Annotated in this window: 24 protein-coding genes; 10 read left to right on the plus strand and 14 right to left on the minus strand. The window is 60.7% G+C overall.

The genetic code is table 11. The features are described from left to right. Nucleotides 1–668: tetratricopeptide repeat protein (locus BN1130_RS22800; RefSeq protein ID WP_042039489.1), on the plus strand; the 668-nt coding region annotated here is incomplete at its 5' end. Nucleotides 669–751: 83 nt separating this feature from the next. Further along, nucleotides 752–1,576 carry an MlaA family lipoprotein gene (locus BN1130_RS00025; protein WP_042039490.1) on the plus strand — a complete coding sequence of 275 codons (825 nt, stop codon included), beginning with the start codon at nucleotides 752–754 and terminating at the stop codon, nucleotides 1,574–1,576. Between the two features lie 102 nt (nucleotides 1,577–1,678). Here BN1130_RS00025 and sodB read toward each other — a convergent pair whose 3' ends face one another. Then, entirely contained in the window at nucleotides 1,679–2,263 is a 585-nt protein-coding gene (gene sodB, locus BN1130_RS00030; RefSeq protein WP_042039491.1) for a superoxide dismutase [Fe], read from the minus strand. 306 nt (nucleotides 2,264–2,569) lie between these two features. On the opposite strand from sodB, the gene BN1130_RS00035 reads away from it, so the two are divergent. Then, a complete protein-coding gene (locus BN1130_RS00035; protein WP_042039492.1) occupies nucleotides 2,570–2,911 on the plus strand; it encodes a Grx4 family monothiol glutaredoxin in 342 nt (113 codons plus the stop codon). 81 nt (nucleotides 2,912–2,992) lie between these two features. Here the strand turns inward: BN1130_RS00035 and BN1130_RS00040 are convergent, their stop codons facing one another. Beyond that, entirely contained in the window at nucleotides 2,993–4,204 is a 1,212-nt protein-coding gene (locus BN1130_RS00040) for an RsmB/NOP family class I SAM-dependent RNA methyltransferase (RefSeq protein ID WP_042039493.1), read from the minus strand. Nucleotides 4,205–4,431: 227 nt separating this feature from the next. On the opposite strand from BN1130_RS00040, the gene BN1130_RS00045 reads away from it, so the two are divergent. The 5 genes from BN1130_RS00045 (at nucleotide 4,432) to BN1130_RS00065 (ending at nucleotide 9,349) form a co-directional block, all read left to right on the plus strand. Next, nucleotides 4,432–6,435, plus strand: coding sequence for a reprolysin-like metallopeptidase (locus tag BN1130_RS00045; RefSeq protein WP_370736589.1), 2,004 nt, complete (start codon nucleotides 4,432–4,434; stop codon nucleotides 6,433–6,435). Beyond that, nucleotides 6,432–6,791 (plus strand): hypothetical protein, encoded by a 360-nt coding sequence (locus BN1130_RS00050; RefSeq protein WP_042039494.1) that lies wholly within the window; start codon nucleotides 6,432–6,434, stop codon nucleotides 6,789–6,791. Before BN1130_RS00045 ends, BN1130_RS00050 begins: the two co-directional genes overlap by 4 nt. A gap of 184 nt (nucleotides 6,792–6,975) precedes the next feature. Next, on the plus strand, nucleotides 6,976–7,614 hold the full coding sequence (gene pdxH, locus BN1130_RS00055) for a pyridoxamine 5'-phosphate oxidase (protein ID WP_157013822.1): 639 nt from the start codon (nucleotides 6,976–6,978) through the stop codon (nucleotides 7,612–7,614). 68 nt (nucleotides 7,615–7,682) lie between these two features. Next, nucleotides 7,683–8,666, plus strand: a complete 984-nt coding sequence (locus tag BN1130_RS00060; protein WP_052448150.1) for a GNAT family N-acetyltransferase — start codon at nucleotides 7,683–7,685, stop codon at nucleotides 8,664–8,666. A gap of 161 nt (nucleotides 8,667–8,827) precedes the next feature. Next, entirely contained in the window at nucleotides 8,828–9,349 is a 522-nt protein-coding gene (locus tag BN1130_RS00065) for a GNAT family N-acetyltransferase (RefSeq protein WP_042039495.1), read from the plus strand. A gap of 78 nt (nucleotides 9,350–9,427) precedes the next feature. Here the strand turns inward: BN1130_RS00065 and BN1130_RS00070 are convergent, their stop codons facing one another. The 10 genes from BN1130_RS00070 to BN1130_RS21415 form a co-directional block, all read right to left on the minus strand. Then, nucleotides 9,428–10,570 (minus strand): ribosomal protein uL16 3-hydroxylase, encoded by a 1,143-nt coding sequence (locus BN1130_RS00070; RefSeq protein ID WP_042039497.1) that lies wholly within the window; start codon nucleotides 10,568–10,570, stop codon nucleotides 9,428–9,430. Nucleotides 10,571–10,732: 162 nt separating this feature from the next. Further along, a complete protein-coding gene (purB, locus tag BN1130_RS00075) occupies nucleotides 10,733–12,103 on the minus strand; it encodes an adenylosuccinate lyase (protein WP_042039498.1) in 1,371 nt (456 codons plus the stop codon). 26 nt (nucleotides 12,104–12,129) lie between these two features. Next, on the minus strand, nucleotides 12,130–12,741 hold the full coding sequence (hflD, locus tag BN1130_RS00080; RefSeq protein ID WP_042039499.1) for a high frequency lysogenization protein HflD: 612 nt from the start codon (nucleotides 12,739–12,741) through the stop codon (nucleotides 12,130–12,132). A 178-nt stretch (nucleotides 12,742–12,919) separates the two neighbouring features. Further along, complete coding sequence (mnmA, locus tag BN1130_RS00085; RefSeq protein ID WP_042039501.1) at nucleotides 12,920–14,026, minus strand: tRNA 2-thiouridine(34) synthase MnmA; 1,107 nt, start codon at nucleotides 14,024–14,026, stop codon at nucleotides 12,920–12,922. 166 nt (nucleotides 14,027–14,192) lie between these two features. After that, nucleotides 14,193–14,681 (minus strand): NUDIX hydrolase, encoded by a 489-nt coding sequence (locus tag BN1130_RS00090; protein WP_042039502.1) that lies wholly within the window; start codon nucleotides 14,679–14,681, stop codon nucleotides 14,193–14,195. Between the two features lie 259 nt (nucleotides 14,682–14,940). Beyond that, nucleotides 14,941–15,759, minus strand: a complete 819-nt coding sequence (locus BN1130_RS00095) for a pseudouridine synthase (protein WP_042039504.1) — start codon at nucleotides 15,757–15,759, stop codon at nucleotides 14,941–14,943. Nucleotides 15,760–15,881: 122 nt separating this feature from the next. Beyond that, complete coding sequence (locus tag BN1130_RS00100) at nucleotides 15,882–16,649, minus strand: PTS sugar transporter subunit IIA (RefSeq protein WP_042039505.1); 768 nt, start codon at nucleotides 16,647–16,649, stop codon at nucleotides 15,882–15,884. Further along, nucleotides 16,649–16,945 carry a PTS fructose transporter subunit IIB gene (locus tag BN1130_RS00105; protein WP_042039506.1) on the minus strand — a complete coding sequence of 99 codons (297 nt, stop codon included), beginning with the start codon at nucleotides 16,943–16,945 and terminating at the stop codon, nucleotides 16,649–16,651. Before BN1130_RS00105 ends, BN1130_RS00100 begins: the two co-directional genes overlap by 1 nt. 150 nt (nucleotides 16,946–17,095) lie before the next feature. Next, nucleotides 17,096–18,991: a fructose-specific PTS transporter subunit EIIC gene (locus BN1130_RS00110; RefSeq protein WP_042039507.1), complete on the minus strand. Its 1,896-nt coding sequence runs from the start codon at nucleotides 18,989–18,991 to the stop codon at nucleotides 17,096–17,098. Between the two features lie 1,009 nt (nucleotides 18,992–20,000). Continuing rightward, a complete protein-coding gene (locus BN1130_RS21415; protein ID WP_084218076.1) occupies nucleotides 20,001–20,414 on the minus strand; it encodes a hypothetical protein in 414 nt (137 codons plus the stop codon). Nucleotides 20,415–20,512: 98 nt separating this feature from the next. Between BN1130_RS21415 and BN1130_RS21420 the strand changes: the two genes are divergently transcribed. Next, a complete protein-coding gene (locus BN1130_RS21420; RefSeq protein WP_084218077.1) occupies nucleotides 20,513–21,391 on the plus strand; it encodes a LysR substrate-binding domain-containing protein in 879 nt (292 codons plus the stop codon). Nucleotides 21,392–21,933: 542 nt separating this feature from the next. Here the strand turns inward: BN1130_RS21420 and BN1130_RS00120 are convergent. After that, complete coding sequence (locus tag BN1130_RS00120) at nucleotides 21,934–22,203, minus strand: hypothetical protein (protein ID WP_042039509.1); 270 nt, start codon at nucleotides 22,201–22,203, stop codon at nucleotides 21,934–21,936. A 176-nt stretch (nucleotides 22,204–22,379) separates the two neighbouring features. After that, nucleotides 22,380–23,417 (minus strand): Mal regulon transcriptional regulator MalI, encoded by a 1,038-nt coding sequence (locus BN1130_RS00125; RefSeq protein WP_042039511.1) that lies wholly within the window; start codon nucleotides 23,415–23,417, stop codon nucleotides 22,380–22,382. A 316-nt stretch (nucleotides 23,418–23,733) separates the two neighbouring features. On the opposite strand from BN1130_RS00125, the gene malX reads away from it, so the two are divergent. Then, a complete protein-coding gene (gene malX, locus BN1130_RS00130) occupies nucleotides 23,734–25,305 on the plus strand; it encodes a maltose/glucose-specific PTS transporter subunit IIBC (RefSeq protein WP_042039513.1) in 1,572 nt (523 codons plus the stop codon). Nucleotides 25,306–25,313 lie beyond the last annotated feature (8 nt).

A 25,313-nucleotide genomic window follows, 5' to 3' on the forward strand; every position in this document is an offset into this window, starting at 1 on the left:
CGGTACCCTATGCCCAGGCGCTGATGATGAACGGTGATGAGGTGAAAGCCGACGCGCTGCTTCAGCAGGCCATCGCCAGGGATCCCCAGGATCTGGAGGCGCGCTCCACCTATGCCTTCATGGCGCTGCAAAAAGAGGACTTCAAGACGGCCCTCAGCCGTTGGCAGGCGATGTTGCCATTGATGGAGAAGGGGTCGAGCCGCTATCAGATGATAGAGCGCTCCATCGAGTACGCGGAGCAGCAACTGGCCAAGAGTGGTGGCCAGCTTGCTCCGAGTGCGGCCAGTGGCGACCCGCAAGGGGAGGTTAGCCTGGCGGTGAAGGCGGGTGAGTTCCCCATTCACATCACCCTGGCGCCAGGTATTCAGATGCCAGATGATCCTCACCTCTTCGTGTTTGCCGTGGTCCCCAATGGCCCGCCCATGCCGATCGCTGTCAAGCGGATCCGGGATCCCAAGTTGCCCGTCACCCTCTCTCTCGGTGATGGGGACGCGATGATCGAGGGCAGCAAGCTTGAAGTGAACCCCGAGCTGCAATTCAAGGCGAGGCTCTCTGCCGGTGGCAACGTCATGAACAAGGAGGGGGCCTTCGAAGGGGTATCGACAACGGTATCAACAGCGACAATTCCGACAGTGCCGATTGACATCCGTATCGATCGCGCCCTCTAATAGTCATCTTTACTCGGCCCCTCTGGGGCCGAGCCGCTTATAATAATCAAACAGTTCAAGTGACTTTCTCAAGGTAAATCAGTATGCAAGTGCGTTTAGGTGCATGGGGACTGGCATTGCTACTCGGTGGTTGTGCTGGCGGCCCACCCAAACCGGGACCCGCGAGTCTGGATGTCGGGCTCAGTAATCACAATGCCCCCGAGGCGGTCAGTACCGCCAGCGATCCCCAGGATCCCTTCCAGGGGGTGAACCGCGCCATGTGGGCGGTCAACTTTGATGTGCTCGAACCCTATGTCGCCCGCCCCGTCATTCACAGCTATGCCGATTATGTGCCGGACAGCGTCAAGGAGGGGGTAGACAACTTCGTCAACAACTTCGACGAGCCGAGCAGCATGGTCAACCACCTGATCAGCGGCGATCTGCCTGGTGCCGGCAACAATCTGGGTCGATTCACCCTCAATACCACCCTGGGTCTGTTCGGCATCTTCGACGTGGCCAAGCATGTGGGGCTGGAGCGCAACATGCTGGAGATGAGCACCCTCATCGGCCGTGCCGACATTGGCGAAGGAGGTTACTTGATGTTCCCCGTGTATGGGCCAACCACCACCCGGGATCTGATTGGCGACACCATAGATACCCTCTACTTCCCCTATGCGCTGCTGACCTTCCCGATGAGAGTGGTGCACTGGGCGCTGGATGGGGTCGGTACCCGATCCAAGCTTATCGATCAGGAGCGGGTGGTCGATAACTCCCTCGACCCTTACGCCTTCACCAAGGGCCTCTACCTGCAGTACGATCAGAGCAAGATAGAGGGGCGCAATGTGCCGTTTGGCGATGGGGCCAGACCCCAGACCGGCCGTCAGGACGAGGGTAATCTGGATGAGTATCTGGACGAGATAGACCAGTAACAGATACACANNCCCATGGGCGCCTCTCTCATTTTGATCGCTTGGCCAGCGCGGATAAAAAAACACCCCGCAGTGCGGGGTGTTTTGGCAAGAAGCGGCGGATTAGGCAGCCAGGTTCTTGGCCACGAATTCCCAGTTGACCAGGGTCCAGAAGGTTTCCATGTACTTGGGACGCATGTTGCGGAAATCGATGTAGTAGGCGTGCTCCCACAGGTCGACGGTCAACAGCGGCGTGGTACCGGCTTCGGTCAGCGGGCAACCGGCGTTGGAGGTGTTGACGATGGCCAGGGTGCCGTCGGCTTTTTTCACCAACCAGGTCCAGCTAGAACCAAAGTTGCCGATGGCAGACTTGGTGAAGGCATCCTTGAACTCGGCGAAGGAGCCGAATTGCTTGGTGATGGCATCGGCCAGGGCGCCAGTCGGCTCATTGCCGCCATTCGGGGAGAGGCAGTGCCAGTAGAAGGTGTGGTTCCAGATCTGGGCGGCGTTGTTGAAGATGCCGCCGGTGGAGGTCTTGATGATCTCTTCCAGGGACTTGCCTTCAAACTCGGTACCCGGCACCAGGTTGTTCAAGTTGACCACATAGGTGTTGTGGTGCTTGCCGTGGTGATATTCCAGGGTTTCCTGGGAGATGTGCGGTTCCAGAGCATTGATTGCGTAGGGCAGAGCGGGAAGTTCGAAAGCCATTTTCTACTCTCCATTGGCTGGCCGTGCGAAAGCGACGGTTGCAAGACATTGCATAGGCTTTTCTTGGGCGAAAAGCATTATTTTACGTGACTGGGCGAACGTCCTGAGGTTGCCGGACGGGCGCCCAATGGGCCGAATGATTGTAACAGCATCAAAGATGGGCTCACAACTCTTGATTCTCGCCATGACAGGGATCAAGTTGCCGCGTATTGAGTCGGGTGTAAATGACGCGTTTTCGGTTTGCCGGTTTGTGGTCGGCGGACTTTGCAGTAGAATGATCGGCGAAATCGCTCTAGTGAGGCACCTATGGAAACTATTGAAAAGATTAAACAGCAGCTGGCCGAGAACCCCATCATTCTCTACATGAAGGGATCCCCCAAGCTTCCGAGCTGCGGTTTCTCTGCCCAGGCCTCCCAGGCCATGATGTCTTGTGGCGAACCCTTCGCTTATGTGGACATCTTGCAGAACCCGGACATCCGCGCCGAGCTGCCCAAGTTTGCCAACTGGCCGACCTTCCCCCAGCTGTGGGTCGATGGTGAGCTGGTCGGTGGCTGCGACATCATGATTGAGATGTTCCAGGCAGGGGAACTGCAGACCCTGGTCAAAGAGACCGCCGCCAAGTACAAGTCGGAAGACGCCGCCGAATAAGCGCTGTTACCGGTTGCGAAATACAAAGAGGGGAGCCATTGGCTCCCCTCTTTCATGGGCAATGATGCCCTGCATTTCCCTTTAGGAAATACGCTCCAGACGAGCCATATAGAAGCCATCGAAGCCGGTCTGGCTCGGGCTGACATTATGATCGTCCAGCAGGCGGAAGTGCTCGTTGGCGGCCAGGAACTTGTCTATCTGCTGACGGTTCTCGGAGGGCAGTATGGAGCAGGTTGCATAGACCAGAATGCCACCTATCTTGGTCATCTGGCTGTAGCGCTGCAATATCTCTTCTTGCAGTGCCATCAGGATCGGCAGACGCTCGGCGGTGTCGCGCCACTTGGCATCCGGATTGCGCTTGAGTACGCCCAGGCCCGAGCAGGGTACGTCCAGCAGCACACGGTCTGCACTCTCTTTGAGGCGTTTGACGGTCTTGCTGCTGGTGATGACGCGGGTCTCCACGTTGTGGGCACCGGCGCGGCGGGCACGCTGCTTGAGGTTTTCCAGCTTCCACTCTTCCACGTCCATGGCGAGCAGGCGGCCCTTGCCCTCCATCAGGGCGGAGATGTGCAGCGTCTTGCCACCGGCACCGGCGCAGGCATCGATCACCTTCATACCCGGTTTGACGTCGAGGGCGGCCGCAACCAGCTGGGAGCCGGCATCCTGCTGTTCGAACCAGCCATCGGCAAAGGCCTTGGTGCGGAACAGGGCTGAGTCGGAGGTGACCTGCAGGGCGCTGTCGACACCCTCAACGGGGATGGTGCTCACATGCTCTTTGTTGAGTTGGGCTTGCAGCTGCGCCTTGGTGCACTTGAGGCTGTTGACGCGCAGGTAGCGCTTGGGCATCCAGGCCAGGGCGGCCCGTTCGGCAGGCCAGGCGTCGCCAAGTTGCTCGGCACCGAGCTTTTCCAGCCAGCTGGGGCAGCCATCCATCAGCACAGGGTTTTTCTTGGCTTCGGTCAGACGGCGACGAAACGCTTCTTCGTTGAAGCGATCCAGACTGGGGTGGTTGGGCATATCAATCTTGTGGAACGCATGCCAGCTGTGCAGCAGCGGCCAGACGTTCTTGGCGGCTTGACGCACCTGAATGCCGGACAGGTTGCAGTAGAGGCTGAGGCGACGCAGCAGATCGCCGGTGACCAGGGCAATCCTTGCCTGTTCTTGGGGTTTGAGTTCGATGCCGGAAAAATGACGGGCGTAGGCACGGTCCAGGGTGAGACCCTGCGTCAGTACGTCGTCAAGAATGGCATCAACCAGATCCCCGAAACGGGGTAACAGTGGGGATTTGAGCATGAGATTAACCTTGGCCGATGAAATCCGCGCAATGATAGGGGTTAGACCAGATTGGCGCAACCGCAGCGCTCGCGCTTTCCCTTGCTGGTGACGCCATAAACGGCCATGATCCCGTAATTGATGGGGACAGGGGCGGTCAACACACCGAGAGGTCACCATACTCATTCGCGTAGCAAGCCATGATGGCCCTGAGTGGCCCGGACGATAAGGATATCCAGATGATGTCGATGCGAACACTCCTGCTATTGATCCCCCTGATGGCCAGTCAGGTTCAGGCAGAACCCGCACCACACTGGCGCACCCTGGCCGCCAGGGGCCAGGAAGAGGCTGGGCTAGCGGTGCGGGCGCGGGCCTTTCGCCAGGTCGATGATGCCAGTGCGCAGCTGACGGCACTGGCCGATGGTGCGCGCACCCTGGTGCTGCCTCTGCCCGAGGGGGGAGAGGTTGGTTTCATATTGACGCTCAACGATCTGTTGCCTGCCGCTTTGGCGGCCAAGTATCCAGGGATCCTCACTTTCAGCGGCCAGAGCCTGCAGGATGAGCGGGATACCGGCCGTTTCGAGCTGGGGCCCCTGGGTTTTCACGGCATGTTTCACTATCAGGGTCGGCTCATCTTCGTCGATCCCCTGAGGAATGGGCTGGGTTATGTGGTCTACGACCAGCGCGATGCCCTGAGTCCCCTCGAGCAGCAGGCTGACGAGGTGCTGGGTCAGCCCCTCGCCGCCGCCCGGGCCGTGCTGGTGAGTGGCAACGAGCGTCGGCGCTACGTCATCGCCATCTCGGCATCGGGCGAGTACACCCAGTATCACACGGGGACCAAGGCCGGTGCACTGGCAGCCATCGCCACCCTGCTCAACCGGGTCAACGAGGTCTATCAGCGGGATCTCGGCGTGAACTTCCAATTGGTCGCCAACAACGATCTCGTCATCTACACCGACCCCGCCACTGACCCGTTCAGCAACGACAGCAGTGACATGGCCAAGAATCAGAGCGTGCAGGCGACGGCCCTTGGGGCGACCCCCTTTGATATAGGTCACGTGCTCAACACCGGGGGAGGGGGGCTGGCCGTGTTGGGCAGCCTGTGCGTCGCCAATCTGAAATCCCAGGGGATGACCGGCTCGAGTGCTCCGGTGGGGGATGCCTTCTTCATCGATTACGTGGCCCATGAACTCGGCCATCAGCTGGGGGCCGATCACACCTTCAATGGCACCAGCGGGGACTGCGGCAGCGGCAGTCGTATCGCAGCGCAGGCCTGGGAGCCCGGCAGCGGCAGCTCCATCATGGGCTACGCCGGTTTGTGCGGCGAGGAGGATCTGCAAGATGGCAGCCTGCCGTATTTCCACAGCAAGTCCATCGAGCAGATGCGCGAGCACATAGGGTTCTACCAGAGTTGCGGCATCCGGGAGGCGCTCAGCAACAATGCGCCTCAGGTCGCGGCGGGCAATGACTATGTGATCCCGGCCAATACCCCTTTCTTGCTCAATGGGGGTGGCTCGGATCTCGATGGCGACAGCCTGAGTTACAACTGGGAGCAGCTCGATCGCGGCGCCGCCTCCACCAGTCTGGCGACCATGGTCGATGATGGCAGCAGGCCCATCTTTCCCTTTGTGGCGCCCGGCACCTCGAGTCAGCGACTGTTGCCCAGCCTGAGTGCATTGCAAAGTGGCATCCTCGCCAAGGGAGAGTCGTGGCCGACCACCAACCGCACCCTGAATTTTCGCCTGACGGCCCGTGATGGCAAGGGCGGGGTGGGCAGTGACGAGATGCAGGTACAGGTGGTCGATACGGGATCCCCTTTCACACTGACCTCCCCGTTGAGTGGCACCCTGAGCGAGGGACAAGCGCTGGCCATTCGCTGGCAGGTGGCGGGCAGCCAGGCGGCCCCCATCTCTTGTGCCAGGGTCGATGTGGCCTTGAGCGCCAATGATGGCCATGCCTGGAGTCCGCTGGCCAGCGCCATCCCGAACAGTGGCAACGCCTCCCTGACGCTGCCGACCCTGCCCGTCACCAGCCAGGGGCGACTGAAGCTGAGTTGCAATGGCAATATCTTCTTCGCCCTGAGCCCCAGATTGAGCCTGACCGGCAGTGGCAGCACCATAGGCACGGTCAGTCCGGCACCAACAGTGCCCACTGATGACTCCAGCGGAGGCGGTGGTGGCGGCAGCCTGAGCCTCTGGAGCTTGTTGTTGCTCGCGCTGGGTGGTGCCATGCGACGTCGGGGTGACAGATGAGGGCCTTGTTGGCTCTGGGACTCTTGCTGCTGGCTGGCTGCCAGGCCGATGCCAGCCCCCAGGCCGGCACCAGGGCCGCCGTTGAGATTCCTGGCGTGGCGCAGGCCCTCAGTGAGCATCTGGCTCGCGGCGATCACCGGGTGATCATCCGGGCTGGTCGTGGCCAGATGGCGCCGGGCATTGCGGCCGAGCAGCAGGGGGCGGTCAAGGGGCGCTGTGGCATGCGCTATCTGGAGGGCCTGGGGGATCTGGTGAGGCCTGGGGAGGAGGCGCAACAGCAGGCGTTGACTGACTTTGCCGCAGCATATAATCGCCAGATAGTGACGCACTGCCCACGGGATGAGGGAGCAAGATAGCGCGCCAGGCCTCGCAGGATGCAGATGGGAAAAAGGGAGGGGGGCTATGGCCTCCCTTCGCAGTTGAGGCTTGTCGCAAGGCCGGGCTAGTCGCACAATGCCAACCAGGACATGACAGCCCCGAGGCAGGTACAGAGCCTTGGCGTCTTGCGCGGTCATGGAAAAATAAAGAAGGAAAAACAAGATGATGGATGTTGCTGATCTGCGCCGTGAATACAGCAAGGGTGGCCTGCACAGAGCCGATTTGCCTGTCGAGCCCCTGGCGCTGTTCGAGAAGTGGCTGGGGCAGGCCTGCGAAGCCAAGCTGTCGGATCCCACCGCCATGGTGGTCGCCACCGTCGATGCCAGCGGCCAGCCCTGGCAGCGCACCGTGTTGCTCAAACACTATGATGCGGCAGGCATGCTGTTCTACACCAACATGGGCAGTCGCAAGGCGCTGCAACTGGCGGGCAACCCCTGCATCAGCCTGCTCTTCCCCTGGCATATGCTGGACCGCCAGGTGCATGTCACAGGGCGCGTAGAGAAGCTGAGCACCTTGGAGGTGATGCGCTATTTCCACAGCAGACCCAAGGATAGCCAGATTGCGGCCTGGGTCTCGCAGCAGTCCTCCCGTATCAGCGCCCGTGGCGTGCTGGAGTCCAAGTTCATGGAGTTGAAGCAGAAATTCGCCAATGGCGAGGTGCCGCTGCCCAGCTTCTGGGGCGGCTACCGGGTGGTGATCGACAGCGTCGAGTTCTGGCAGGGGGGGGAGCACCGGCTGCACGATCGCTTCCTCTATCAGCGAGCAGGGGAGCGTTGGCAGATAGACAGATTGGCCCCCTGACAGCAGTGATCACTCACCCCTTTGATGACTCAGGGGCCTGGTCTGCTCAGGTGGAGAGACCGGGTGCCATGGGCCTGCTGATCGACAGGGATTTGCTCCAGGCTCACTGGCTCCCTGACGTGAGCGCCTGGCAGCGCGCCGGGCACAGCTGGTGGTTGCTGGGGCGGCGAGGAGATAACAATGCATGCTGCGGTGGCGCCTGGGAGCAGGAGAGTGCATTCCGCCCGGATGGGCGGCTCGATGCGTCCGCGCTGCTGGCTGACTGGCTGGCGCCTGCGGGGGGCCCGGCGCGTGCGAGTGGGGCCAAAGATCGGCAGATCTTGCTGAGCGCCTCCTCGGCCTTGCTGGTACTGGCCAAGGAGCAGGGCTTGCTGACCCTGGGGCCCAGTGGTGCAGATCACTCCCTGTCCCTCGCTCAGGGGCTGGGCCCCGCCTTGACGCGCCTGCTGGCAAGGCGCCTGACGCTGCCCTGGCTGCGAGAGCCGGCCCTCTCTCCAGAAGAGGCATCTCAGTCCCGGCGAGGGGCGCGGCTAGCCGGCGCCATCTGCCTGCGTCCTCTGGTGGCGAGGGATGCATCCTGGATAGCGGCTTACTGCCAGGATGCGGCCATTGCCCGTTATACCCTCAATATTCCCCACCCCTATCCCGAGGGGGCTGCCAGCGATTGGCTCCAGCTTTGCGGGCGCAAGCAAAGGCTGGGACAGGCATGGAGCTGGGCCATCTGGCTGGAGGGGAAAACGGAGGCGGCACCTGTGGGCACTGTGTCCCTGAGTTGCCAGGGCTCCCTGGCCTGGTGGGTCGGTGTGCTCTGGCAAGGGCTCGGCATCGCGACCAGGGCGGCGATACTGGTGCGAGACTTTGCCTTTGCGAGCGCTCACTTACCCGAGATCAACGGCTGCCACATGGCGGGCAACCTGGCCTCTGGCCGGGTGATGGCCAAACTGGGCATGAGCGATCTGGGGATGGCGCCTCTGGTCGAGCGTCCCGATTGCGTCGTGCGGCACTGGCGCTTGGGGCGCGGTGTCCGGGGAGATAATCCTGGTGCCCCTTGAGGCTGTGTTCGGGCAGGGGGAGAGGCGGGATGACCCCCAGGGATGGGGCGGGCTCTGTCACGTTTTCCTGGGGGAAAGCTCCCATTTCTGGTCAAAGGTGTTCCGGCCCGGCGGGATTTCTGTGGAATAATGGCGGCAAGTTGTATCAGGAGTCTGTCTTAATGCTGAGAACCGAGCGCCCCGGCGACATGTTACCCGTCTATGAGTTGGTGAGTGCCGCCTTTGGCCGCACCGATGAGGCCGACCTGGTCAACCGCCTGCGTGAATGCGGCGCTGCCGTGGTGACCCAGGTGGAAGAGGAGGACTATGAATTCATGGGCCACCTGCTGCTCAGCCCGGTGACCATCAATGGTCTGGAAGGGCCCTGGCTTGGCCTGGCACCGGTTGCCGTGCACCCGGACTGGCAGGGGCAGGGCATCGGCTCGGAGCTGATCCGCGAGGGGCTGGATACGGCGCTGGAGATGGACTGGAAGGCGGTGGTGGTGCTGGGCGATCCCGCCTACTACGCTCGTTTCGGGTTTCGTCCCGCCAGTGAATTCGGTCTGCACTGCTGCTATGAGGTGCCAAGCGAGCACTTCATGGCCATGGAGCTGCAGGCGGGTGGCCTGACCAATCTGCAAGGAGAGGTGCTCTACCACCCCTTGTTCGACGAGATCCCCGAAGAGAGTGCTGACGAAGAGTGATGCCTGGCGAGCAGTCAGCCACAGTTCCCCATCAAAAAGGCGCCATCAGGCGCCTTTTTTGTCTGTTCGGTTCGCGGCTCAGTCGAAGAACCAGTAACCGCGATTGACCAGGCGGGTGAACAGGTGCAGGAAGCCGGCCTGATCCGCGAGATCCACCATGTCGGACTGGGTCACCAGATCGCGATCGCACAGCAGCTTGAGGGCGGCGCCATCGGGTTCGCCCAGGGTCCAGGCCTCGCCATCGATGTAGCAGGTCTGGTTGTCGTCGCTAAACCAGACGCAGCGCAGACCAGGCACCCGCACCGCAGGCTGGCCCTGGGTCAGCAGATCGGCCACCTCATCGCTGCTGTAATCCGGGGCGTCGTCCTGAGGCAGAGGCATGACATCCAGATCGTGCTTGGCCTCGGAGATGGTGGCGCCGAACCACTCCTTGAACAGGGTTTCGTCATCCAGAGCCTGCTGCATAAGCTCGCGCAGGCGGTGCAGCTCGTGCTGCTGGATCTCGCCATGGTGGCGGCAGGGTTTGAGATCCGGGTCGGCATAGCGCTCGGTGCGGATCTCGTTGTCGATCAGGTGATCGGCAAAAGAGGTGAGCAGATCCCGGGCATCCGGGGCGCGGAACCCCACCGAGAAGTTCATGGAGGGCTCGATGGCGTAGCCCTCATGGGGGAATCCGGGCGGAATATAGAGGATGTCGCCGGGTTCCATCTCCACATCGATGATCGCCTCGAAGGGCCCGCAGTGACGCAGGGCGCGGTGCGCGGCGTACTCGGTGATCTGCTGGGCATCCCCCACCCGCCAGTGGCGCTTGCCGACCCCCTGGGTGATGAAGACATCGTACTGATCGATGTGGGGACCGACGCCGCCCCCCGGGGTGGAGAAACTCACCATGACGTCGTCGAAACGCCAGCCCGGGATGAACTGGAAGGGCACCGCCAGTTCATGGACCTCGGGAGCCCAATGGTTGCAGGCCTGGATAAGCAGGGTCCAGTCACGTTCGCCCAGCTGATCGTAATCTTCGAAGGGGCCGTGCTCGGCGGTCCACTGGTCATCTTTGCAGGTGACGAGGCGCGACTCTATCTCTTTCTCCATGGCCAGCCCGGCCAGTTCATCGGGGCTGATGGGATCCTGAAACTGCGTGAAGCCGCCCTTGATAAGCAGGGGGCGCTTCTGCCAATGATGTTCGAGGAAGTGAGCGATATCCAGATTGAGTTCGTACATGGGCTTCTCATACCTAATAAAAGTGGTCAGACAGAGGTCTTGATAAGGGCAGCGGCTGCGCTTATCGGGACATCCGCCCGGCGTTGCATGACGGTGTTGCCAGTGCGCAATGCCATGCCAAAACAACAGGGGCCCGGCGGGCCCCTGTTGGCAAGCGGGTACTTACTTCAGCTCATCAACCAGCTGCTTGGCGGCGCCAATATAGTTGGCCGGGGTCAGCTTCTTGAGCTCCACCTTGACGTGCTCGGGCAGTGCCAGGGTGTCGATAAAGGTGCGCATGCCCTCGGCATCGACGCGGCGGCCACGGGTCAACTCTTTGAGCTTCTCGTAGGGCTTCTCGATACCGTAGCGGCGCATCACGGTCTGGATGGGCTCGGCCAGCACTTCCCAGTTGGCATCCAGATCGGCGGCCATGGCGGCGGCGTTGGCTTCCAGCTTGGAGATGCCCTTCAGGGTCGCCTGATAGGCAATCAGGGAGTAACCCACTGCCACGCCGAGGTTGCGCAGCACGGTCGAATCGGTGAGATCTCGCTGCCAGCGGGAGATGGGCAGTTTGCTCGCCAGGTGCTGGAATACCGCATTGGCCAGACCCAGATTGCCTTCGGAGTTCTCGAAGTCGATGGGGTTGACCTTGTGGGGCATGGTGGAGGAGCCAATCTCGCCGGCGATGGTGCGCTGCTTGAAGTGACCCAGGGAGATGTAACCCCACACATCCCGGTCGAAATCGATGAGGATGGTGTTGAATCGGGCCATGGCATCGAACAGCTCGGCGATGTAGTCGTGGGGCTCGATCTGGGTGGTATAGGGGTTCCAGGACAGACCGAGAGAGGTGACGAACTCCTCGGCGAACTGGTGCCAGTTCACTTCCGGGTAGGCAGATATGTGGGCGTTGTAGTTACCGACCGCACCGTTGATCTTGCCGAGCAGTTCGACCGCCATGATCTGCTTGTACTGACGCTCCAGGCGATAGGCGACGTTGGCCATCTCCTTGCCCATGGTGCTCGGGGTTGCCGGTTGACCGTGGGTACGTGACAGCAGCGGCATGTCGCGATACTCATGGGCCAGACGCTTGATTTCACTGATCAACTGCTCGCAATAGGGTTTGATCACCTCTTCGCGGGCGGCCTTGAGCATCAGGCCGTGGGAGTTGTTGTTGATGTCTTCCGAGGTGCAGGCGAAGTGAATGAATTCGCTGACAGCCGCCAGCTCAGGGTTCACTTCCACCTTCTCCTTGAGGAAGTACTCAACGGCCTTCACATCATGGTTGGTGGTGCGCTCAATGGCTTTGATGCGAGCCGCATCCGCCTCGCTAAAGCCGTGGACTATGGCATCGAGCGCGGCATTGGCCTGGGCACTCAGGGTCGGGACTTCCGGGATCCCGGCGTGGCTGGCCAGTTTCTGCAACCAGCGCACCTCTACCTCGACGCGAAAACGCAGCAGACCGAATTCGGAGAAGATAGGGCGCAAGGCGGCGGCCTTGTCACCGTAGCGACCATCGATCGGGGATACAGCAGTCAGCGCTGACAACTCCATGGGGTGAACTCCTGATGTGTGGGGGATTAAAATCGTTTGGCCAGTTCCACCATCTTCTTGCGAGCGAAGATGATCTGGGTACGGCTGCCGCCAAGCTGGCGCCAGAGTACGGCGGCGCGGATGCCGGCGAGCAGCAGGGCGCGCACCTTGTGTTGTACCAGCGGCTGTTGCAGGAACAGCGGCGTGCCAGCGACCTGGATACGGGGCCCTATCGGGCTGATGAGATCGCTGTAGATGCTCGCCATGTTGGCCAGGATCTGCTCGTCGAGCAGATCGAAATGCTGTTGCTGGCGACCAATCTGGCTGATGCGCTCCCCCAGCATGCTGAGGATATCTTTGCGCTTGGCCAGCTTGCGCTCCAGGGCGATCAGGCTGACCACATAGCGGGTCAGCTCGGCATTCTTCTGGCTGCCATCGGCGCCGAGTTGCTCGACCAGGGCGCGGTAGCCATCGCGAATGGCGAGGTGGCTGCCAAACACTTCCAGGGGCTGCTTGGGATTAGTGACCAGCACGCTTTGCAGGCTCTCGCGCAGGGCGGCCTCGTCGCAGCTGCCGTCACGGGCCACTTTCTGCACCAGATAGGCCGCCTGGCAGATGCCGGCAAAGGCCATGGTTCTGTCTTGAAATTTATCGCTCATACATTCACGGCCCTGTTTTGTTCATTCACCGGCTGATGCCGCCGCAGACCATGATCCTGCCTTGAAATGTATTGTGCATATGGTCACGGTCTTGATCTGTTCGTGCGCACCGGCTGACTGCAGCACAGTGCCAGGTTACTGACGAGGGCCGCGCATGTGCGCGGCCCTCGTGATTCATTCACACCGAATGGTTGAAACGCTGCTCGATGATGCCGCCGCCCAGGCAATTCTCTCCGTCGTAGAAGACCGCCGACTGGCCCGGGGTCACCGCAGCCTGTTTCTCGTCGAAGATGACCCGAATGGTCTCGTCATCCATGGGCTGGATGAGGCAGGGGATATCCTGCTGGCGGTAGCGGGTCTTGACGGTGCAGCGCAGCGGCGCACGAATGGGGGTACGATCCACCCAGTGCAGCTGGCTGGCGATGAGGCCATCCGAATAGAGGCGGGGGTGATCCCCCTGGGCAACGATCAGGGTGTTGCGCTCGACCTCTTTGTCGACCACATACCATGCATCTTCCCCGGCATCCTTCATGCCGCCAATGCCCAATCCTTTACGCTGACCCAGGGTGTGATACATCAAGCCCTGGTGGGTGCCGATCACCTTGCCATCCACGGTTTCGATAGGACCTGGCTGGGCGGGCAGGAACTTGGCCAGGAAGTCCTTGAACTTGCGCTCGCCGATGAAGCAGATGCCGGTGGAGTCTTTCTTCTTGGCGGTGATGAGCTCGAGCTGCTCGGCGATGCGGCGCACCTCGGGTTTTTCCAGATTGCCGACCGGGAACAGGCTCTGACCCACCTGGGCTTCGCTCAGGGTGTAGAGGAAGTAGCTCTGATCCTTGTTGCTATCCAGGCCGCGCAGCAGGCGCGGGCGACCTGTGCTGTCATCCCGGCGCACATAGTGGCCGGTGGCGATGTAGGTGGCACCCAGCTCTTCGGCGGCAAACTCCAGGAACGCCTTGAACTTGATCTCCTTGTTGCAGAGGATGTCCGGGTTCGGGGTACGCCCCGCCTTGTACTCCTCGAGGAAATGTTCGAACACATTGTCCCAGTACTCGGCGGCGAAGTTGATGGTGTGCAGGTGCATGCCCAGCTTGTCGCAGACTGCCTGGGCATCAGCCAAATCCTGGGAGGCAGAGCAATACTCGTCCGTGTCGTCTTCTTCCCAGTTCTTCATGAACAAGCCTTCGACCTGGTAACCCTGCTGTTGCAGCAGGTAGGCCGAGACGGAAGAGTCCACACCGCCGGACATGCCGACGATCACCTTGATTTGGCTGTTATCTGTCATTGAGTGTCGTTACCAGTTCGTTTAAACGGGGCGTATTCTAACAGCATTTCGCGCCCTCGGTCACATATACAAATCATGATCCCGGGTTGAGCGGGGGGCGGCGAAATCGTTTGTCCCGAATTGGCGGCAGGGGCGGGCCTGGCTCTCCCGTGGCGGGGGTTGTTCGTCAGACGCCCGCCTGGGGCTTGCCATGGATGAAGGCTTGCAGGGCGCACAGGGGCAGCCGGGTGCCAGCCAGGTAATCCTGGATGCATTGCCAGACCAGGGGGCTGCGCAAGGCGGCTCTGCGCTCGGCTATCTCGGCCAGGGTAAACCAGTGGCAGGCGAGCACGTCCCCATCGGGATCGGCGGGCTGATGCTGGCCCGGATCGCTGTGAAGGTCGAACACCAGGGCGGTGCGCAGGAAGGTGGCCTCGCTGTCGGCGGGTTTGAACAGGTAGTTGCCGAGCCAGGCATTGGGCTGGGCCTCGAGCCCCGTCTCCTCTTTGAGCTCGCGCCGGGCCGCCTCAATCAGGGTCTCCCCCGCTTCCAGATGACCGGCGGGCTGGTTGAAGCGCCGCTCACCGTGGATCGCCTCCTCGACCAGCAAGAAGCGTCCCTGCCAGTGCACCAGGGCGGCGACCGTCAGGCGGGCGGGCAGATATTCGTGATCCATAACAAGGCTCCTGGGCAGATAGGCACCGCAAGGTGCAAGGGGGCAACTCGAGCTCGCTTAGATAATCGGGGGTTCGGCCCGGCTTGTCACCCGCTCTTTGCCCGCCAGGGTGGCGGTGATGGGGCAGCCTTGACTGAATCTCCCAGCTGGCAGGGGTAGGCGGCCGATCCCTGGGCTTGCCTGGGATGACCCTGTGATGGGGCGAGCACCACGCTCGGTGATCCCGCTCACCGCAACAGGTCCTCTGGTCAGCACAAAGTCAGGCTTTACGGGCCGGACGGCGCGCGCTGGCGCGGCCGGAACCCTTGCTGCTCGCTCCCGTGCTTGCCTTGTCGGTGGCGCGTGCTGGGGGCTGGCCCCTGGCAGGCGTCGACGCGGCCATGCGGGTTGGCGCCGCTCTGGGCGCGCGGGGACGAGGGGCGGGGGAGGGCATCTCGCCGGGGGTCAGGGCCCGGCTCTGGCCCGGGGCCAGCCCATCCAGGGTCCAGGCACCGATGGCGTAGCGAATGAGGCGCAGGGTCGGGTGGCCGATGTGGGCCGTCATGCGCCGCACCTGACGGTTGCGGCCTTCGACTATCTTGATCTCCAGCCAGCAGGTAGGAATGGCCTGGCGCGCGCGGATCGGCGGATTGCGCGGCCACACCTCAGGTTCCGCCATGATGCGTGCCTCGGCGGGCAGCGTCATGCCGTCATTGAGTTCAACCCCGGCGCGCAGGGCGGCCAGGGCCTCGTCACTCACCATCCCCTCAACTTGCACCCAATAGGTCTTGGGAGTCTTCTCTCCCGGCTGGGTGAGCTGGGCCTGCAACTTGCCGTCATTGGTGAGCAGCAAGAGCCCTTCGCTGTCGCGGTCCAGTCGGCCAGCGGCATAGATGCCGGGCTCCTTGACGTAATCCTTGAGGGTCTCTCGGCCCCCTTCGTCGGTGAACTGGCACAGCACCATGTAGGGCTTGTTGAGCAGCAATAAGGTGCGATCCTGCGCCGCCACGGGCGGGTTGGCGCCCCCGGTTTGAGTGCGCACCGGGGCGGCCGGGCGGGATGAGGGTCGTGGCGAGAGGAGAGGGCGGCTCGGTTTCATGGCATCTGGCATCAATAATGGCGGGGCCACAGTGTATCACAGGCCCCCGGCGGCGGGATCTGTCCCCCAGGCGTTGAGATTCACGAAGCGAGGTCTGAACCGGGCGGGCTGGTTTCGGCGGGCTAGCTCAGCAGTCCCTCGATGACGATGGCGTGACGGGCCTGATGAGTGCTGGCGTGGAGCAGGGCATGGGTCAGGGTCTCGTCCATCATGGCCCGGGCCAGCCGGGTCAGGGGTCTGAGCTGGGCGGGGGGCAACTGCCGGGGGGCGCAGAGCAGGATGATGTTGTGCACCGCCCCCAAGCTGGAACCCCAATCGACGGGCTCTGTGCTGTGCAACATGGCGAGGGCGGGCTGGCGGACGGCGGCACTGAGCACATGGGGCATGGCGATGCCCGCCCGGATGATGGTGGCGCTGACTTGCTCGCGGGCCATGAGTTCACTGTGCAGGCCAGGGCTCTCTTTGACCAGACTCTCTGGCAGGAGGCCTATCAGCTGCGCCAGCACCTGGGCCTTGGCGTGCGGGGCAGACAGGCTCGCCACCTGGGGCAAGGCAAAGTGGTAGTCGGGCTGGTGGGTGGCCAGGCGCTGCTCGGCGAGGTGCGCCGTCGCACTGCGGCCAAGGGGTTTGCCCAGCTCCACGCACCAGCAGTTGAACGCCATGTGGGCCAGTTCGGCATCCAGTCCTTCGATCAACAGCTGGCAGAGATCCCCGGGCTGGGTGGCTAAGGTGAGCAGGGCGAGCAGGCTGCTGGCCTCGGCGGTCTGGCGGCGACTGAGGTTGCTCAATTGGATATGCGACTTGAACAGGCCCGCCATGCGGCTCAGTTGCCGGGCCTGGCTGATGCTCAGGCCATGGCGGCAATAGAGGGTGATCTCGCGGGTCAGCATCAGGGCGCGGCGCTGAGCACGGCGACCGCATTGAGCAGAACAGACTCCAGTGAAACCTGGCGCTGGGGGCAGCCGAGGAAGCGCTCTTTCTGCTCTATCTCGATGTCGGAGGCGATCAGCACCAGATCGGCGCTTGCGATATCCCGGGCGGTGAGGATATTTTCCAGCCCCATGGCGCCCTGGGTCTCGACCTTGATCTTCAACCCGAGCTGGGCGGCCGCCTTTTGCAGCGCCTCGGCGGCCATATAGGTGTGGGCAATGCCGGTGGGACAGGCGGTAACGGCAACGATTTTCATGGGACCTCGCAAAAATGGGTAGCGCCGGGACAAGATAACGTCTGGCCTCGAAATGTCCAACGGACAGATAGGCCCGGCTAGCTTGCGGTGTGCCGCTGACAACACAAAGAGGCCCAGGAGGGCCTCTTTGTGGTTCGGGGCTTCTGTTGTTTAAGCGGGTACGGCAGCCAGCTTGCCCTTGCGCAATTTTTTCAGGGCAACGGCGACCACGCCGGTGACGATGGCACCGCAGATCATGCACAGCAGCGCCAGCAGCGGCTTGTTGACCGCGCCCAGCAGGGCCACGATGGGGCCACCGTGGGCCACGCTGTTGGTGATGCCGAACAGGAAGGCCATCACGGCGGCGGTCATGCTGCCCAGCACGTTGGCCGGAATGACCGCGAGCGGGTCACGGGCGGCAAACGGAATGGCCCCTTCGGAGATGCCCACCAGGCCCATGGCACCGGCGGCTTTGCCCGCTTCGATTTCGGAGGCATCGAACACATCCAGCTTGCGACCAATGAGGGTGGCGAAGGCCATGCCCAGTGGTGCGGCAGGAATGGCGCAGGCCATGGCGCCCATGAACTGGGTCTGGCCCGAGGCTATCATGCCCACCGAGAACAGGAAGGCGACCTTGTTGACCGGGCCCCCCATGTCAAAGCCCGCCATGCCACCCAGCACTATGCCCAGCAGCACCATGCTGCCGCCGCTCATGGAGAGCAGCATGTTGTTGAGGCCGGTCATCATGTCGGCGATGGGGGCGCCAATGATGAAGATGAACACCGCGGCAATGAACAGGGAACCGACGATGGGTGCAATCATGACCGGCACCAGGGGTTGCACCATCTTGCTGTAGTTGCGGGTCGCTATCCAGCGCACCAGGTAGCCGACCAGCAGGCCCGCGACGATGGCACCGATAAAGCCGGTGCCGGCGTCGGCGCCGTAGAAGCTGCCGTCATTGGCTATCCAGCCGCCGATAAAGCCCGGCGCCAGGGCGGGGCGGTCGGCAATGGCATAGGCGATGTAGGCCGAGAGCACGGGGATCATCAGCTTGAAGGCCACCACGCCGACGTTGAGGATCTGGTTCCACATGCTCCCTTCCGGGATCTGCATGCCGCTCGGGGTCGGGTGACCCCCGATGGCCAGTGCCAACGCAATCAGCAGGCCGCCGGTGACCACGAAGGGGATCATGTGGGAGACGCCGTTCATCAGGAAACGGTAGAGATCGCCGCTGCCGCCACCGGCGCTCTGCTCCTCGCCCTTCTTGTCCTCTTTGTCTGCCACATAGGCTGGCGCCTTGAGCGCCTGCTCGATCAGCCCCTTGCCATCCTTGATGGGGGCCTTGACCCCGGTCTTGATGAGCGGCTTGCCGTTGAAGCGGGTCATGTCCACCTGCTTGTCACAGGCCACCACGATGGCGCTGGCGCGGGCAATGTCGGCCGCAGTCGGGCTGTTCTTGACGCCGATGGAGCCGTTGGTCTCCACCTTTATCTCATAGCCCAGCTCCTTGGCGGCGCGCTCCAGGGACTCGGCGGCCAGATAGGTGTGGGCGATACCGGCCGGGCAGCCGGTGACGCCGATGATGAAGCCTTTGTCGGCGACTGGGGCGGCTTGCTCTTCTTTCTTCTCGAGCAGCAGGGCCAGTGCGGCGGCCGGGGTCTTGGCGGCCAGCAGTTTGGCGATAAAGCCCTCTTCGATCAGCTTGGCGGAGAGCTCGGCCAGCACCTCGATATGGTGGTTGGCGCCACCGGCCGGGGAGGCAATCATGAAGAACAATTTGGAGGGCTGCCCATCCTCGGCGCCGTAGTCGATGCCGGCTCGGCTGATGCCGATGGCCACCGCCGGGGTGCTCACCGCCGCGCTCTTGGCGTGGGGCAGGGCAACCCCCTCCTCGAAGCCGGTGTTGTCCAGCGCTTCCCGGGCCCACAGGTCCTTGATGAACTGCTGCTCATCGCTGACTTTTCCCTGGGCGACCAGCAATCGGGCCATCTCGCTGAAGACCTCCTCCTTGCATGTCGCTGTTAAATCGAGATTGATCAGATGCTCGTTGATAAGGGTGGTGATCATGGCGTTCTCCCTGCTCCTGGCCGGAGCCTGTTGGCATCTCTTCCCGGATTGCCGCCCGGGACATGCAGACAAAGTTGACACTCATATTATGGTGGCATAGCGGCCACTGCCCTATCGGACAAACATGCTGTTTACTGGATTTTTGTGCGGTAAAATCCTGAATGTGAGCCTGATCCCAAAGCGAGCTATTGGTCTAAGATAGTAAGGTGTTTGTATTTTTACACATAAAATCATGATGTTAGTTTATGTATAGTTGTGGTGCTATCGCTGTAGCCCTACCAGTCTGGGCGAGAGAGAGAAGCCTGTTCTGTAAATTTGTGAGGGTTTATGATGGGGTTAGATGTGAGCCAACGCACATAAATGGCAGCCGTCAGGGGGAGGCAGGTGGAGAAGAGGGAGGGCAAGCTGGAGAAATGGAGGCAAGCGGAGATCGGCGCAACAGAGCATCAATGGGCAGCCGTAGGGTGCAATGAACGGAGAGAATTGCACCGCCGAGCACGGTGGCAAGAATGGGCATCGCGGTGCAATGCGCGTTGCTTATTGCACCCTGCCTGGCTTATTAGCCCTGCGGTTGCCGCCGGTTGGCAATGCGATGCACTAACCCTACAATCCCTGCATAACGGCCGCGACACCGATCACGATCAGAGAGAGACGTCCCACCTCTCGCTAAAGCAAATCCATATGAATATCCTGCCGGATAAATTCCGGGTTCAAGCCGAGTGGCGCCGCAATGGCCAGACGGGATATGAATTTCACAAGTAATCTGGTTTAGTTTTTGGGGGACGTCCGTATTGATTTATTCTTGTATCATCCAGTTAGCTATATTGGGGAAAGTAAGGACACGCTTTAATTTGGACACTTTTCAGCTTGCTCTTTCGACACAAACATCAGGCGCCATTGAATTAAGCATCAGCCTACTCCGCTGAAGGTTGCCGTGGCGTTCGAAAATTCAATATCCAAGCTACGCCAATACCCGGATCAGCTTTGCTAGTCGAATATAAGGGCGCTATTATTTACGTGGCATCATCATCCATAGACCGCAGAGGGCGACACCCATGCCCAGCAATCGAGTGACTGAAAAAGCTTCTCGAAAAAACAACAGTCCAATAGGTAAAAGCAAGAGTGTACCTGCCGCATTGGTCAGGAATGAAGATATCCCCAGATGGCCACCTGCTCGATATAGCAACAAGAAGCCAAGCTCAATCCCTAAAATTCCCAGCGCCACGCCAGCAACACTCCAGTTTAATATTTGGACGCTGCGACTACCGTCATAAAAATAAATGCCAGGTAAACATAATAAAAGGGCGATGCCATAACTCAAGGACAAAGATAAAAATGGATTGACACCACTAGGTACAAATTTAATCGAAAGGTGGTATACGACCGAACCTGCGATAGCAAGAATGACAGCTAAAACGTACATCGTGAACTCCAGCTAAAAAATAAAAGCATGCTCACTCTAGCGGATGCCATAGCTCATAGGTAGACTGCAAAAATGAATGGCAGTTATAAGATTCCTTTATGACAAATGACTTTGATACCGCGCTGCTGCGCTCTTTCGTGAGTGTTGTACGATGTGGCAGCATTAACCGGGCCGCAATATTGCAAGGGAAAACCCAGCCAGCGCTTAGCCAGCAAATTCAGCGTTTAGAGCAGCAACTAGGCCATGCATTGCTGCTTCGATCCAACAGAGGAATACGTTTAAGTACGGAGGGGGAGGCGTTATTACCTTATGCAGAACGCATTTTGAGTCTGACCGATCAACTGAGTCTAAAGCCTGCATCACAAGGTAAACTGCATTGCAGTATTGGTTTGGTTGAAGATCTGGTGAGTAATCACTTTACCCGCGTATTAGCAGACTTTGCTTGTGTGCATCCTGGATTAAGCTTGCGGGTTGAGGTGACCAATAAGCAGTCGCTATTTGCTGCGTTTGAACGTGGTGAGTTGGATGTGTTGGTCAGCATGCCGATTGCCAATGCACCAGCACCCATTCAGGAATTTAGTTTTCCACTTTATTGGTTTGCAGCTAATGGGTTCGTACATCAAGGTGAATCATTACCTTTAGTCATTTTTAGTCAACCTTGCTCATGGCGTAATCGTACATTAGAGGCATTGAATAGAAACGGTATTCCTTGGCATATAGTATTTGAGAGCAGTAGCCTTGCAGCTTTACAGGCTGCTACAGAGGCTGGGCTGGGCGTCGTCGCTTTATTTTCTCAAACACCCCCACATCATAGCCAGAGATTGACCCAGCTCCCTGCACTCCCAAATATTACAATTGCAGTTTATCGCCAGCGGGGAGACATGGATAAAACGGTTCAAGATTTAACCAATCTGTTTCTAAGAGAAATGCAGCATAATCATAATGTTGTAACGCTAAATGATGGTGAAGGACAGTAGATCACTGAAGAAAGGGGGCTCAGCCCAGTTTGTGCGATCAGGAAGCGCTTCATGGGCCACGAGCCACCGTTTCGATTGCCGTCTCGTTAGATATATGGCTCATCTCATATCCTGGGCTAAAAATCATGAGCTGGTGCTGAACGAAGTGAAGCCAAGGTTTACCGCGACATGTATCGTTAATTCTGGTGTGCCAATTTCTTGCATCCACGTTTATTCCGTTCTGGCTGGCGCAATAATGCTCCCCTGTCGGGACTCACTACGCTCTGCGCCACCCTAAAAACCACGCGACCACCTGTGATGACAGCCTCCAGTCTGCTGCGGTTAATCGGTGATATAGCGGGACATGGCCGTTCGATGACCTTGTTGCGGCACAGGCTGCGATCCCGAGGGAGTCTGGTTGCAAGTGGGGCATAGCAAGCGGTGGTAGAAGGGGTAAACGGCGCTTTGCGAGCAACTGGCCGGGGATCAACACATGAGTGAGAGTGCGGGCATATTTGTGCAGCAGCAGGCTGATCACCCCCTTTAGTGGATGCAACTGGCGTTCAATACTCGAGAAATTTCTCGCCGCAGCGCTCGCAAATCAGGTGCTTCACATGGGTGGCCTGATAGGCGAGGGTCTCGCCAAATACCCAGTTGGTGATGCTGCTGGCGCGAAAGGCTTGCCAGAAGGCCTTGCGCGGCTCCTTGGGCATGATGTCCTGGCTGTGGTCTCGGGCAACCAGCACCACGATATGGTGAGTGCGCTCCCCGCACTGGTCGCAGCGATGGACTTCGCTCTGTGGTTCGGTCTGTGCCTGCTGTGTTGTTACCATGACATCGACTCCCGCTCTGGATGGCGCGCCCATCATAGGTTTATTCACTGGCCTCTCAACCCCCAATGTGGGGGAGTCAGCCATGGGGGGAGGGCGCCTCTTGAACTCGGTCTGCATGGCCAGGGGATGACGCGCTGGTGCCAGCGAATGGGCAGCCAGGAAGCCTTGCCTGAGCCTCAGGCCGATTCTCGTTTTTGCAGGTTGGGGGTGATGATATGGCGGTTGGGGGCGAGATCCGGTTGCTGCATCCGGGTCAGCAGCCGCTGGGCGGCCTGGCGGCCAATCTCCCGGGCCGGTGAGCTGACGAAGGTGAGGGCGGGGGAGGTGAGTTCCGCCTCCGCCACGTCGTCAAAGCCGAGCAGCGCCACTTGCTGGCCGATGTAGTTGTCCTTGCCGACGCTGCGCCCGCTCGCCTCCACCCCGTAGATGCCCCCCAGCGCCACCTCGGGATAGTGACAGAGGATGGCGGTCACCTTGGGATGCTGATGCAGCAGCTGGGCTATGGTGTCGGCGGCGCTGCGCTGGGTGCGCTCGCACTCCAATATCCACTCGGGTTTGAAGGGCAGGCCATATTGCAGCAGGCTGGCGCAGTAGCCGCCGATCCGCTCGGCGCGGGCCAGGGAGTCGGCCCGTCCCCCCACGTAGGCGATATGGCGATGACCCTGCTCGATGAGATAGGTGGTGGCCTGCTGGGCGGCGTGGCTGTTGTCCGGGCCGATAAAGTCCACATCATCGCGATAGTAGGAGCGGGCGGCGCACACCACCGGCAATTGCGAGTCGAGCAGGGTCTGCAGCGTCTTGGCCGCCGCGCCGCGCACCGGATTGAAGATGATGCCAGCCACCCCCTGGCGCGACAGGGACTGGATGCTCTGCTGCAACCGCTCCGGGCTGTGGCCGCACTGGGTCAGAAACAGCAGATAGCCCTGCTGCTCCAGCACCTCACTCACCCCGGCGGTCACCTCGGTATAGAAGGGGTCGGTGATGTCGCGCAGGATCAAGCCCACCAGATTGGAGTGCTGGCTGCGCAGGTTGGCGGCGGCGCTGTTGGGCACATAATCGAGTTGCCTGATGGCCTGCTGCACCCGCTCTGCGGTGGCGGGGGAGATACGCCCCTTGCCGTTGAGCACCATGGAGACGGTGGTGACCGAGACCCCCGCCAGCTCTGCCACGTCGGTGATCTTGGCCAGTTTCGCAGCTTGCGGTCTGGGCGACATAGGATTGGATGGCATGGAGTGTGACGACATAGAGCGCGCGTTGCAGCCAGGGACAAGAGATCAGATAGCCACAGCATAACCCCTCATATCCCCAAGTGAAACGTTACATCCCGCGGGCATGGATCTGCCTCACAGATTTGCGACAGGCTGCCATCTTTGCCCATGATTCTGTGATCTTGTCGGCACTTGTGAGTTGATAAAACGTTTTATCATCCATAAAACCTGATGGGACTCCGCCCCTGCTTGCGTTTATCAACCAGGGGGGTGAAGAAGAGCGACATCGGGACCTGACCTTCAACTCACAAGGATCCGTCACATGGCCAAGTCCCCCGCCAAATCCACGATATGGGAGTTCCTGCAGAGTCTCGGCAAGACCTTTATGCTGCCGGTGGCCCTGCTCGCCTTCTCCGGCATCCTGCTCGGGGTCGGCAGCTCCCTCACCAGCGATGCGGTGAAGCAGAGCATGCCCTTCCTCGACAACATGGTGTTGCAGCTGCTCTTCCTCTGGATGACCAAGGTGGGGCTGGTGGCCTTCATCTATCTGCCGGTGATGTTTGCGGTCGCCATTCCGCTCGGATTGGCGCGGGAAGAGAAGGGGGTGGCGGCCTTTGCCGGTTTCGTCGGTTATGCGGCACTCAACCTCTCCATCAACTTCTACCTGACGGTGGCCAATGTGATCGGTGACGGGGCGGCGGAGAAAGCCTACGGGGTGAAATCGATCCTCGGTATCAGCTCCATCGATACCGGTATTCTGGGGGCCATCATCGTCGGGGTCATCGTCGCCAAGCTGCATGCCCGTTTCTACACCTACCGGATGCCGGATGCGCTGGCCTTCTTCGGCGGTGCCCGGTTCGTGCCCATCATCACGGCGCTGGTACTGGGGGTAGTCGGTCTGGTGGTGCCTCTGGTCTGGCCCTGGTTCGCCGCCGGTATCAACGGCATCGGTGCCGTCATCTCCCACGCAGGCCCCTTCGGTCCCTTCCTGTTCGGAACCGGTGAGCGTCTGCTGCTGCCCCTCGGCCTGCACCACATTCTGGTGGCGCTCATTCGCTTCACCGAAGCGGGCGGCACCCAGTTGGTGTGCGGCAACGAGGTGAGCGGCGCCCTCAACATCTTCTACTCCGAGCTCTCCTGCGCCGACACCACCGGCTTCTCGGTCTCCGCCACCTCCTTCCTGTCACAGGGCAAGATGCCCGCCTTCCTCGGCGGTCTGCCGGGGGCGGCACTGGCCATGTATCACTGCGCCCGACCGGAGAATCGCGGCAAGATCAAGGCGCTGCTGGTGTCCGGGGTGGTGGCCTGCGTCATCGGTGGCATCACTGAGCCGCTGGAGTTCCTGTTCCTGTTCGTGGCGCCGGTGCTCTACTTCATCCACGCCATCCTGACCGGTCTGGGTTTCATGACCATGGGGCTCCTGGGGGTCACCATCGGCAACACCGATGGCAATCTCATCGATTTTCTGGTGTTCGGGGTGCTGCAGGGCACCGCGACCAAGTGGTATCTGGTGCCCGTGGTCGCCGGGATCTGGTTTGCCGTTTACTACGGCGTGTTCCGCTTTGCCATCGCCCGCTTCAACCTCAAGACCCCGGGCCGCGAGATTGAGAGCAACGACGCCCCGCAACCGGCGGGCAAACCCGCGGGCAGCAGCGGTTACAACGGCGAGATCATCCTCAATGCCCTGGGGGGCGCCGACAACATACTGGCGCTGGACAACTGCATCACCCGGCTGCGGATGTCGGTGCAGGACATGAGCCGAGTCGATGACAAGCTGCTCAAAGCCAATGGCGCCATCGGGGTGATCAAGCTCGACGAGCACAACCTGCAGGTGGTGATAGGCCCTCAGGTGCACCTGGTGAAAAACCAGCTGCAGAGCCTGATGGGGACCTGATCGTCCGC

It is taken from the genome of Aeromonas rivuli (assembly GCF_000820045.1).
Classification (GTDB): domain Bacteria; phylum Pseudomonadota; class Gammaproteobacteria; order Enterobacterales; family Aeromonadaceae; genus Aeromonas; species Aeromonas rivuli.

Coding starts and splice junctions, on each gene's coding strand:
- BN1130_RS00065 (WP_042039495.1), top strand. CDS start 8,828: ATGCTGAGAACCGAGCGCCCCGGCGACATGTTACCCGTCTATGAGTTG.
- pdxH (WP_157013822.1), top strand. CDS start 6,976: ATGATGGATGTTGCTGATCTGCGCCGTGAATACAGCAAGGGTGGCCTG.
- BN1130_RS00105 (WP_042039506.1), bottom strand. CDS start 16,945: ATGAAAATCGTTGCCGTTACCGCCTGTCCCACCGGCATTGCCCACACC.
- BN1130_RS00120 (WP_042039509.1), bottom strand. CDS start 22,203: ATGGTAACAACACAGCAGGCACAGACCGAACCACAGAGCGAAGTCCAT.
- BN1130_RS00060 (WP_052448150.1), top strand. CDS start 7,683: ATGGGCCTGCTGATCGACAGGGATTTGCTCCAGGCTCACTGGCTCCCT.
- BN1130_RS00035 (WP_042039492.1), top strand. CDS start 2,570: ATGGAAACTATTGAAAAGATTAAACAGCAGCTGGCCGAGAACCCCATC.
- malX (WP_042039513.1), top strand. CDS start 23,734: ATGGCCAAGTCCCCCGCCAAATCCACGATATGGGAGTTCCTGCAGAGT.
- BN1130_RS00040 (WP_042039493.1), bottom strand. CDS start 4,204: ATGCTCAAATCCCCACTGTTACCCCGTTTCGGGGATCTGGTTGATGCC.
- BN1130_RS00025 (WP_042039490.1), top strand. CDS start 752: ATGCAAGTGCGTTTAGGTGCATGGGGACTGGCATTGCTACTCGGTGGT.
- BN1130_RS00070 (WP_042039497.1), bottom strand. CDS start 10,570: ATGTACGAACTCAATCTGGATATCGCTCACTTCCTCGAACATCATTGG.
- BN1130_RS21415 (WP_084218076.1), bottom strand. CDS start 20,414: ATGTACGTTTTAGCTGTCATTCTTGCTATCGCAGGTTCGGTCGTATAC.
- BN1130_RS00100 (WP_042039505.1), bottom strand. CDS start 16,649: ATGCTGACCCGCGAGATCACCCTCTATTGCCGCCATGGCCTGAGCATC.
- BN1130_RS00050 (WP_042039494.1), top strand. CDS start 6,432: ATGAGGGCCTTGTTGGCTCTGGGACTCTTGCTGCTGGCTGGCTGCCAG.
- BN1130_RS00095 (WP_042039504.1), bottom strand. CDS start 15,759: ATGAAACCGAGCCGCCCTCTCCTCTCGCCACGACCCTCATCCCGCCCG.
- BN1130_RS00045 (WP_370736589.1), top strand. CDS start 4,432: ATGCGAACACTCCTGCTATTGATCCCCCTGATGGCCAGTCAGGTTCAG.
- hflD (WP_042039499.1), bottom strand. CDS start 12,741: ATGAGCGATAAATTTCAAGACAGAACCATGGCCTTTGCCGGCATCTGC.
- mnmA (WP_042039501.1), bottom strand. CDS start 14,026: ATGACAGATAACAGCCAAATCAAGGTGATCGTCGGCATGTCCGGCGGT.
- purB (WP_042039498.1), bottom strand. CDS start 12,103: ATGGAGTTGTCAGCGCTGACTGCTGTATCCCCGATCGATGGTCGCTAC.
- BN1130_RS21420 (WP_084218077.1), top strand. CDS start 20,513: ATGACAAATGACTTTGATACCGCGCTGCTGCGCTCTTTCGTGAGTGTT.
- sodB (WP_042039491.1), bottom strand. CDS start 2,263: ATGGCTTTCGAACTTCCCGCTCTGCCCTACGCAATCAATGCTCTGGAA.
- BN1130_RS00110 (WP_042039507.1), bottom strand. CDS start 18,991: ATGATCACCACCCTTATCAACGAGCATCTGATCAATCTCGATTTAACA.
- BN1130_RS00125 (WP_042039511.1), bottom strand. CDS start 23,417: ATGTCGCCCAGACCGCAAGCTGCGAAACTGGCCAAGATCACCGACGTG.
- BN1130_RS00090 (WP_042039502.1), bottom strand. CDS start 14,681: ATGGATCACGAATATCTGCCCGCCCGCCTGACGGTCGCCGCCCTGGTG.